General features: G+C 52.6%; 7 protein-coding genes. 6 read left to right on the plus strand and 1 reads right to left on the minus strand.

The genetic code is table 11. From position 1 onward, the window contains the following. Window position 1 precedes the first annotated feature (1 nt). The 5 genes from hemN to FKW19_RS08755 all read left to right on the plus strand — a co-directional run bounded on the left by hemN (window position 2) and on the right by FKW19_RS08755 (window position 5,693). A complete protein-coding gene (hemN, locus tag FKW19_RS08735) occupies window positions 2–1,387 on the plus strand; it encodes an oxygen-independent coproporphyrinogen III oxidase (protein WP_063354748.1) in 1,386 nt (461 codons plus the stop codon). Between the two features lie 136 nt (window positions 1,388–1,523). Then, on the plus strand, window positions 1,524–2,201 hold the full coding sequence (locus FKW19_RS08740) for a 2OG-Fe(II) oxygenase (protein ID WP_063354747.1): 678 nt from the start codon (window positions 1,524–1,526) through the stop codon (window positions 2,199–2,201). Between the two features lie 112 nt (window positions 2,202–2,313). Then, entirely contained in the window at window positions 2,314–3,951 is a 1,638-nt protein-coding gene (locus FKW19_RS08745) for an electron transfer flavoprotein-ubiquinone oxidoreductase (protein WP_089179783.1), read from the plus strand. 63 nt (window positions 3,952–4,014) lie between these two features. Further along, window positions 4,015–4,764, plus strand: coding sequence for an electron transfer flavoprotein subunit beta/FixA family protein (locus tag FKW19_RS08750; RefSeq protein ID WP_006115584.1), 750 nt, complete (start codon window positions 4,015–4,017; stop codon window positions 4,762–4,764). A 2-nt stretch (window positions 4,765–4,766) separates the two neighbouring features. Continuing rightward, a complete protein-coding gene (locus FKW19_RS08755; RefSeq protein WP_063354745.1) occupies window positions 4,767–5,693 on the plus strand; it encodes an FAD-binding protein in 927 nt (308 codons plus the stop codon). A 76-nt stretch (window positions 5,694–5,769) separates the two neighbouring features. On the opposite strand, the gene FKW19_RS08760 is transcribed toward FKW19_RS08755, so the two are convergent. Next, on the minus strand, window positions 5,770–6,411 hold the full coding sequence (locus FKW19_RS08760; protein WP_006115582.1) for a TetR/AcrR family transcriptional regulator: 642 nt from the start codon (window positions 6,409–6,411) through the stop codon (window positions 5,770–5,772). Window positions 6,412–6,494: 83 nt separating this feature from the next. On the opposite strand from FKW19_RS08760, the gene FKW19_RS08765 reads away from it, so the two are divergent. Then, window positions 6,495–8,084 carry an efflux transporter outer membrane subunit gene (locus FKW19_RS08765; RefSeq protein WP_116100200.1) on the plus strand — a complete coding sequence of 530 codons (1,590 nt, stop codon included), beginning with the start codon at window positions 6,495–6,497 and terminating at the stop codon, window positions 8,082–8,084. Window positions 8,085–8,230 lie beyond the last annotated feature (146 nt).

Below are 8,230 nucleotides of genomic sequence, written 5' to 3' on the forward strand. Positions count from 1 at the left end.
TATGGGCGCGGTATCCGTATCTGATTTGATTTCCCGCTACGGTGGGAATCTGCCGCGCTATACAAGTTACCCGACCGCAGCCAGCTTTACGGAAGCGGTCGGCCCCCAACAGGTTGCAGGTTGGTTGAAAGCACTGCCTGAGAATGAACCTGTCTCCCTCTATTTTCATGTTCCTTTTTGCGATGAACTCTGCCGGTTTTGTGGGTGCAACACATCCGTTATGCGGCATGAGGATGGGCGCTTAGCTTACGGTGATCTTCTGCGTGAGGAAATGCGCCGTATTGTGGCCCTTGTGGGGGAACAACGCACAGTAAAGCATGTGCAGTTTGGTGGCGGCACGCCTACCACTTTACCTCCGCATGCTTTGCGGCAGATTATACGCTCTATCCGAACATTTTTTCAGTTTGATCCACAAGCCGAATTGGCGATGGAGCTTGATCCTCGGCATGTGCCGCAGGATTATCCTGCGTTGCTAGGTGACTTGGGTTTTACCCGTATTAGCCTCGGCGTGCAGGATCTGGAACCTCGGGTGCAGGAAGCGTGTGGTCGTCATCAGTCTTTTGAGCAGACGCAAGCAAGTATTCAGGCAGCGCGTGCCGCTGGTGTGTCTGGCGTGAATATTGATCTGATTTACGGCTTACCTTACCAGACAGTAGAAAGCGTGGGCGCAACGGCGCTTAAAATTGCCTCCTTACGGCCAGATCGGCTGGCGGTATTTGGGTATGCGCATGTGCCGTGGAAGCAAAAGCGGCAGCGCCTGATCCCGGAAGCCTCCTTGCCGAAGTCTGATGAAAGACTGGCGCAGCGGGCGGAAATAGATCGGGTTTTGCAGGCACAGGGCTACCAACCCATAGGGTTAGATCATTACGCTCTACCAGAAGATGGTTTGGCTAAAGCAGCCAAAGCTGGAGCGCTACATCGTAACTTTCAGGGTTATACAACAGATTCCTGCCCTGTTTTGTTAGGGATGGGGGCTTCGGCCATTTCCATGTTGCCTGCCGGGTTTGCCCAGAACATTACAAGTGTGGCCGCTTATGCGCGGGCAATGGCTGAAAATTCCGATTCTCTCCCGGTAGCGCGTGGCGTTGCTTTTACGGAAGATGACAAACTGCGCGGGGCCATTATTGAACGCATTATGTGCGATATGGCTGTTGACCTTGCCGCTGTAGGGCAGGGGTACGATTTTTCTGAAGAGCTTGCACAACTTCGTCCATTTGAGCAGGATGAGTTGGTGAAGATTGATGGCCAGAACATCAGCGTTACTGCGTTTGGCCGGCCTTTTGTAAGGCATGTGGCGGCTGTGTTTGATACGCGGCGGCGTGCTTTGCAGCAGCAGGCACAGGCAACAGGGCAAGGTGCTGCACCACAGTTTTCTGCTGCTCTTTAAGTAGAACCAAGCCTTGATTGTGCCAGTATTTTGGCGCAAGGAAGGAAAGCTTTCCCATGAAAGGGAGCTATGCAAGACAGCCATAGCGCTGCCTTTATCCAGCCGATATTCTGTGACAGCTGAAGGATCGGACGCCATGAGTCCTGATGCCACTGCTCCCGATCAGAGCGGGACATTCTCTCTGCCAAATTTGCTGGCGCAAACGCCAGTGGCCTCTCACCCTTTTCCACATTGGATGTTGGCAAATGTGCTGGAGCCAGATGCCTGCAAGGCATTATTGGCATGGGATCCAGGCGAGTCGGCTATTGCAGGGGATGTGGGCGGTCGGCGTGAAACACGGAACAAGTCTCGCGTGTTTGTTGATCCCGCGGTTCGTCAGCAAGATGAACGCTTAAACCGTATGGCGCATTTGCTGGATAGTGATGCCATGCGGCATGCGTTTGAACGTGTCTGTAATGTAAAATTGGATACAGCAGCGCTGCGTCTGGAATTGTGTCTGGATTCGGATGGCTTCTGGTTAGAGCCACATACGGATATTGGGGCTAAAAAACTTACCCTGCTTATCTCTCTTTCCACTGGGGAAGGGGCCGATGAACTGGGGACAGATTTGATGACTCCAGATGGCAAATCAGTTGCACGTGCTTCTGGGGCATTTAATTCGGCTGTGCTTTTTATTCCGTCTGACAAAACATGGCACGGTTTTGTAAAGCGGCCCATTAAAGGTACGCGTCGCACATTGATTGTTAATTTTGTTGATCAGAACTGGCGGGCAGTGCACGAACTGGCGTTTGGGCCGCGCTCTGTTCAGCACTAATTTTTCTGACATGGCTGTTTCTGGCAGAACGGGCCTGCGTGCCCGTTTTTGCAATTCTGCGCCAAATCGGGTTTAGGGAAGCAGCATATCTTTAAACGGGGATGAAACGGGAATGAGCGAGCCTGTGCGGGAATCGATGGAATTTGATGTCGTTATTGTTGGGGGCGGCCCGGCCGGGTTGGCTGCTGCAATTCGCCTACGCCAGCTTTCTCCAGATCTGAGCGTCTGCCTGATTGAAAAAGGCAGCGAGATCGGGGCGCATATTGTTTCCGGGGCCGTTATTGAACCCCGCGCACTGGCAGAACTCATTCCTGATTGGAAGGAACGTGGTGCGCCGCTGAACACGCCGGTAACATCGGAAGATATGTTGTATCTGACCGAAACGGGCAGCCTGCGCGTGCCCCTGCTGGATAAAGTCATGCCGCACATGGCCAACCACGGCAATTATATTGTCAGCCTTGGGGAAGTCTGCCGCTGGTTAGCCACGCAGGCAGAAGAACTGGGCGTGGAAATCTATCCAGGTTTTGCCGGTGCCGATGTAATTATCGAGCGTAACCGCGTGGTTGGCGTTGTAACGGGAGACATGGGTGTAACCAAAGAAGGCACGCCCGGCCCCAATTACCAGCCCGGTATGGAACTGCGTGCCCGTTACACCTTGTTTGCAGAAGGGTGCCGAGGCTCTCTGACCAAGCAGGTGATGGGGCATTACGATCTGCGCAAGGATGTGGACCCACAAACATACGGCCTTGGCATTAAGGAAGTGTGGGAAATTCCGGCGGAAAAACATCGCCCCGGTTTGGTGCAGCACAGCTTTGGCTGGCCGTTGGATGACAGCACTTATGGTGGTGCATGGTTGTACCACTTTGGCGAAAATCTGGTGTCCTATGGTTTTGTGGTTGGGCTGGATTACGCCAATACGTGGCTTTCTCCTTTTGAAGAAATGCAACGGATCAAGCTGCATCCGGCTTTCCGCCAGCATCTGGAAGGTGGTCGTCGCATCTCTTACGGTGCACGTGCTCTTTCTGAAGGTGGGTTGCAGGCTATCCCGCGCCTAACTTTCCCCGGTGGCGCCTTGATTGGGGATTCTGCTGGCTTCCTGAACGTGCCTAAAATCAAGGGCACCCATACAGCGATGAAGTCCGGCATGCTGGCGGCAGAAGCCGTTGTAGAAGCCATAAAAACCGGCCGTGTTGAACCCGGCGCATTTACAGAAAAAGTGCGGCGTTCATGGTTGTGGCCAGAACTACGTTCTGCCCGCAATATTCGTCCGGCTTTTGCGCATTTTGGTGCCAAGGGTGGTGCTGTGTACGCGGCTATTGATGCCATGTTGCTGCGTGGCCGTGCCCCGTGGACACTGCACTTTAAGCATGAAGATAGCGATACCCTTAAGCCTGCTTCTTTGTCTGAAAAGCCGTTCTATCCGAAGCCCGATGGCAAGCTAACGTTTGATCGTCTTTCTTCGGTCTTCTTGTCTGCTACGAATCATGAGGAAGATCAGCCGGTGCATCTGCGCCTGCGCAACCCCAGCCTGTGGAAGCCGGTGAACTGGGATGTTTTCCGTGCGCCGGAAAGCCGTTATTGTCCCGCTGGAGTGTATGAAGTGGCAGACGAAGCCACAAATCCACATTTGCAGATCAATGCCCAGAACTGCGTGCACTGCAAAACGTGTGACATCAAGGATCCCGCCCAGAATATAGATTGGACCACGCCAGAAGGTGGTGGTGGTCCTAATTATCCGGCCGGTATGTGAATTTGGAGTAAAGTACGGTAAGGCTGCGTCCGAACCATCCTGCGTCTGCAAGCGAAAGAAGTCATGAAGATACTTGTACCTGTAAAGCGGGTTGTTGATTACAACATCAAACCGCGTGTGAAGGCAGATGGCAGTGGTGTTGATACCACTGGCGTCAAGATGTCCATGAACCCGTTTGATGAAATCGCGGTGGAAGAAGCTGTGCGCCTGCGTGAAAAAGGCGCTGCTTCTGAAGTTGTTGTGGTTTCTGTTGGTGTTCAGAAGGCGCAGGATACGCTGCGCACTGCCATGGCGATGGGTGCAGACCGCGCCATTCTCGTTCTGTCAGAAGAAAGCCCTGAACCTCTGGCCGTAGCCAAAGTGCTGCGTAAGCTGGTTGAAAAGGAAGAGCCCGGTCTGGTTATTCTGGGCAAGCAGGCCATTGATGATGACATGAACGCCACAGGCCAGATGCTTGCTGGCCTGCTTGGCTGGGGGCAGGGCACATTTGCCAGCAAGGTAGAAATTGCTGATGGCCATGCACGTGTTAGCCGTGAAATTGATGGTGGCACGGAGGAAGTTTCCCTCACGCTTCCCGCTATCATCACGGCCGACCTGCGCCTGAACGAGCCACGCTATGCGTCTTTGCCGAACATCATGAAGGCCAAGAAAAAGCCGCTGGAAACCATTGAAGCCGCTGAGCTGGGTGTGGATATGACACCCCGCCTAAGTGTTGTTTCCGTGGCTGAGCCGCCGGAACGCAAGGCTGGCATCAAGGTTGGTTCCGTTGCGGAACTGGTGGAAAAACTGCGTAACGAAGCAAAGGTGATCTGATCATGACCGCTCTTGTTCTTCTGGATCATGAAGAAGGCCAGATCAGAAAGGCCGCTCTGTCTGCTGTAACGGCAGCTACCCAGTTGGGTGAAGTGCATGTGCTGGTGGCGGGTGATGCCTCCATCGCGCAGGCTGCGGCTGCTGTGCCGGGCGTTGCCAAGGTGCTGCACGCAGCAGATGCACGCTATGCACATGAGCTGGCTGAACCTCTGGCTGCTCTTATTGTTTCTCTGGCAGGCCGGTACGATCATATCGTTGCGGCTGCGGGCGCCACGGGCAAAAACGTGCTGCCACGTGCGGCTGCTCTGCTGGATGTGCAGCCTATTCCAGACGTTGTCCGCATTGTGGATGCAGAAACATTTGTACGCCCCATTTATGCAGGCAATGCTCTGGCTACGGTCAAATCCTCAGATGCTAAAAAAGTGCTGACAGTGCGCAATGCTTCCTTTGATGCAGCAGCATCTACGGGCGGCAATGCTCCGGTAGAAGCTGTGGAAGCAGTGGATGCGCCAGCAGTTTCTAAGTTTGAGGCTGTACAGCTGTCTGATTCTGAACGTCCAGATCTGGAAACAGCCCGTGTGGTGGTATCCGGTGGGCGCGGAATGCAGAGCGAAGAAAAATTCCATACGCTAGACCCACTGGCAGATGCTCTGGGTGCAGCTATTGGGGCATCTCGCGCTGCTGTGGATTCTGGTTTTGTGCCGAACGAATATCAGGTGGGGCAGACAGGCAAGATTGTTGCGCCTGAACTCTACATGGCCTTCGGTATTTCCGGCGCTATCCAGCATCTTGCTGGCATGAAAGATAGCCGCGTGATTGTGGCGATCAATAAAGACCCAGAAGCTCCCATTTTCCAGGTTGCTGATTATGGAATGGAAGCTGACTTGTTTGAAGTTGTGCCGCAGTTGGTTGAAGAGCTGAAGAAATAAATCTTTGCTCCCAAGCTATTTGCTTAAGCAGCCCCGCATACAATCATGTGTGCGGGGTTTGTTTTTAGTGGGTATTTTATGTGCCATAAGTGGCCAGAAACATGTTTACAGAGGCATGAATAATTTTCTCTTCGTCCTCAGTCATGTTGTCATAGGGCATGTTGAAGCGCTTTCTATGCGCAATTCGTGTCTGGCAAAGTGAGAAAAACTGCTCTGCAGCAAAAACAGGATCATCTGTTTTTAATGTGCCGCGCTGGGTTTGTTCGCGAATCCAGTTGGACAGAGTTTCAATGGCAATGCGTGGGCCATGAGACCAAAAGATGGTTGCAAGTTGCGGGAAGTGCGGGGCCTCAGAAACAATCATTCTGTAAAGCATCAAGCTTTCAGGCTGGGTAATCAGTTGTACCATGGCACGGGCTACGGCTGTAAGTGTTTCTTTGGGGGATGCCTCTTTTTGTACGGGGGCCAAGGCAGGAGGGAGTTTTTCCCGGCAGCATTTTTCTACAAAAGCCCCAAAGAGATCAGCTTTATTGGTGAAATAATTATATAATGTGCCCTTAGAAACACCTGCCTCCCGCGCAATGGCAGACATGCTGGCGCCTTCGTAACCGTGTTCAGCAAACACGTTGTAAGCCCCTTTTAAAATCTGCTCTCGCTTTGCTTCTGATTCCCCCGTGCAAGCAGAAGTGAGGGAGGAAACGGAGGAAGATTCGGACATCAGGATTTCAGACTTTAAAGATCAGGCGATTGACGCACAGAGGAAAGAAGGTAGGTTACCATGCTGACCGAACTGGTCGGTCAGTGCAAGGGCTGGTATTTTCTATCAGGCATATCATTTTCGGTGAGGGTGAACGGGTGGCAAAACGGAATGCACAGCGCACAGGCGCGTTGGCGCTGGTTTTCATGCTGGCGGGGTGCATGGTGGGGCCAGATTATAAAAAGCCGGATACATGGTCTCCCTCCCAGTGGCAGCGCGCAGCAAATAAAGATACATCACAGATGCTGAGTGTTCCTACAACGCAAGCGCCAGATCCGCAGTGGTGGGCCATTTTTAATGATCCCGAACTCACATCGCTTGAAAAACGTCTGGCAGATCAGAACCTTGATGTACAGCAAGCCACTGAACAATTTGCAGTTAGTCGTGGTCAGTTACTGCTAGCCGGAGCAGAGCGGTTTCCAGATCTTGCAGCTTCTGGATCATACCGCAGGGCGCAGTATAGCAGCAAACAGTTGCAGCGTATTGTAGAGCGTATTGGTGAAAACGCGGCTGGAACAGGTATGGGGGAAATGCTTTCTGCGCAGTCCTCTTCCATCTCCATTCCTTTGCTGAATCAGTGGCAGGATGGGGTGCAGGCCAGTTGGGAAGTAGATCTTTGGGGCCGTGTGCGCAGGCAGTACGAAGCTGCTAAAGCGTATATGAACGCGACTATGGAAGAGCGCCGAGGTATTCTGATTGCACGGCAGGCGGAATTGGCATCAGATTACATGACTCTGCGTAACTTGCAGGAACAGTTGCGCATCACGAAAGAGAATCGTGATGCAGCATCAGCAATCCTGCAATTGAGCTCATCACGTTATAAAAGCGGCTTGGTCAGCGAGCTAGATGTGGATAGTGCGCGTTCAGAGGTGGAGCGGACAAGTGCGCTTATCCCTCAGTTTGAGCAGCGCATTGCTATGCAGATCAATGCGATCAATCTGCTGATGGGCGCGCCTCCAGGCGGATTGAATACGGAATTGGAGCAAACCGCAGGTATTCCGCCAGTGCCGCCGCAAGTGCCTGTTGGTTTGCCATCAGAACTGGCAGAACGTCGCCCCGATATCCGAGAAGCGGGTGAGGAGCTTCATGCCGCTACAGCAGAGGTGGGGCAGGCTGAAGCGGATTTCTATCCAAAAGTCACTATTGATGCGGGCTTTGGTTTCCAGTCCTTCTCTTTCCGCGATATGGGCTTCTGGAGTTCCCGTATGTGGAATGTTGGGCCAGCTATCACGTTGCCTATTTTTCAGGGTGGGCGTCTAACAGGCCAACTGCACATGAAGAAGGCCTCACAAAAAGCTGCCGCCCTGAGGTATCGTAAAACGGTTCTGAACGCATGGAAGGAAGTGGATAACGCCCTTACGGCCTATCAGGCAGAGCAAAAGCGTAATCAGAACATTCGTAACCAGGTTGCGGCAGATGCGCGCTCTCTCGAACTAGCGCAGAGCCAATATAAACATGGGCTCCAAAGTTATCTGCAGGTTTTGGATACACAGCGTCGGCTTTTGCAGTCTCAGACGCAGTTGGCGGATAGCACCGCAACTATATCGGGTAATTTGGTGCAGCTTTATAATGCCCTTGGGGGGGGCTGGGAGACTGCGTTCCCAGAGAAAACCAAGGCTGTTGCTAAAAACTGAGTGTAAAAATTGGGCGGCCGTATGGCCGCCTTATTTTACGAAAAAATGCACTTCTTTGAAGAATATGAATTTTTTCTGATTTTAGGGATTGACGTTATATTATGGTGGGGTGTAGAAGCTGCTTCACCGAGACGGAGTAGTCTTGG

It is taken from the genome of Acetobacter sp. DmW_125128 (genome assembly GCF_008704325.1).
GTDB classification, from domain to species: domain Bacteria; phylum Pseudomonadota; class Alphaproteobacteria; order Acetobacterales; family Acetobacteraceae; genus Acetobacter; species Acetobacter oryzifermentans.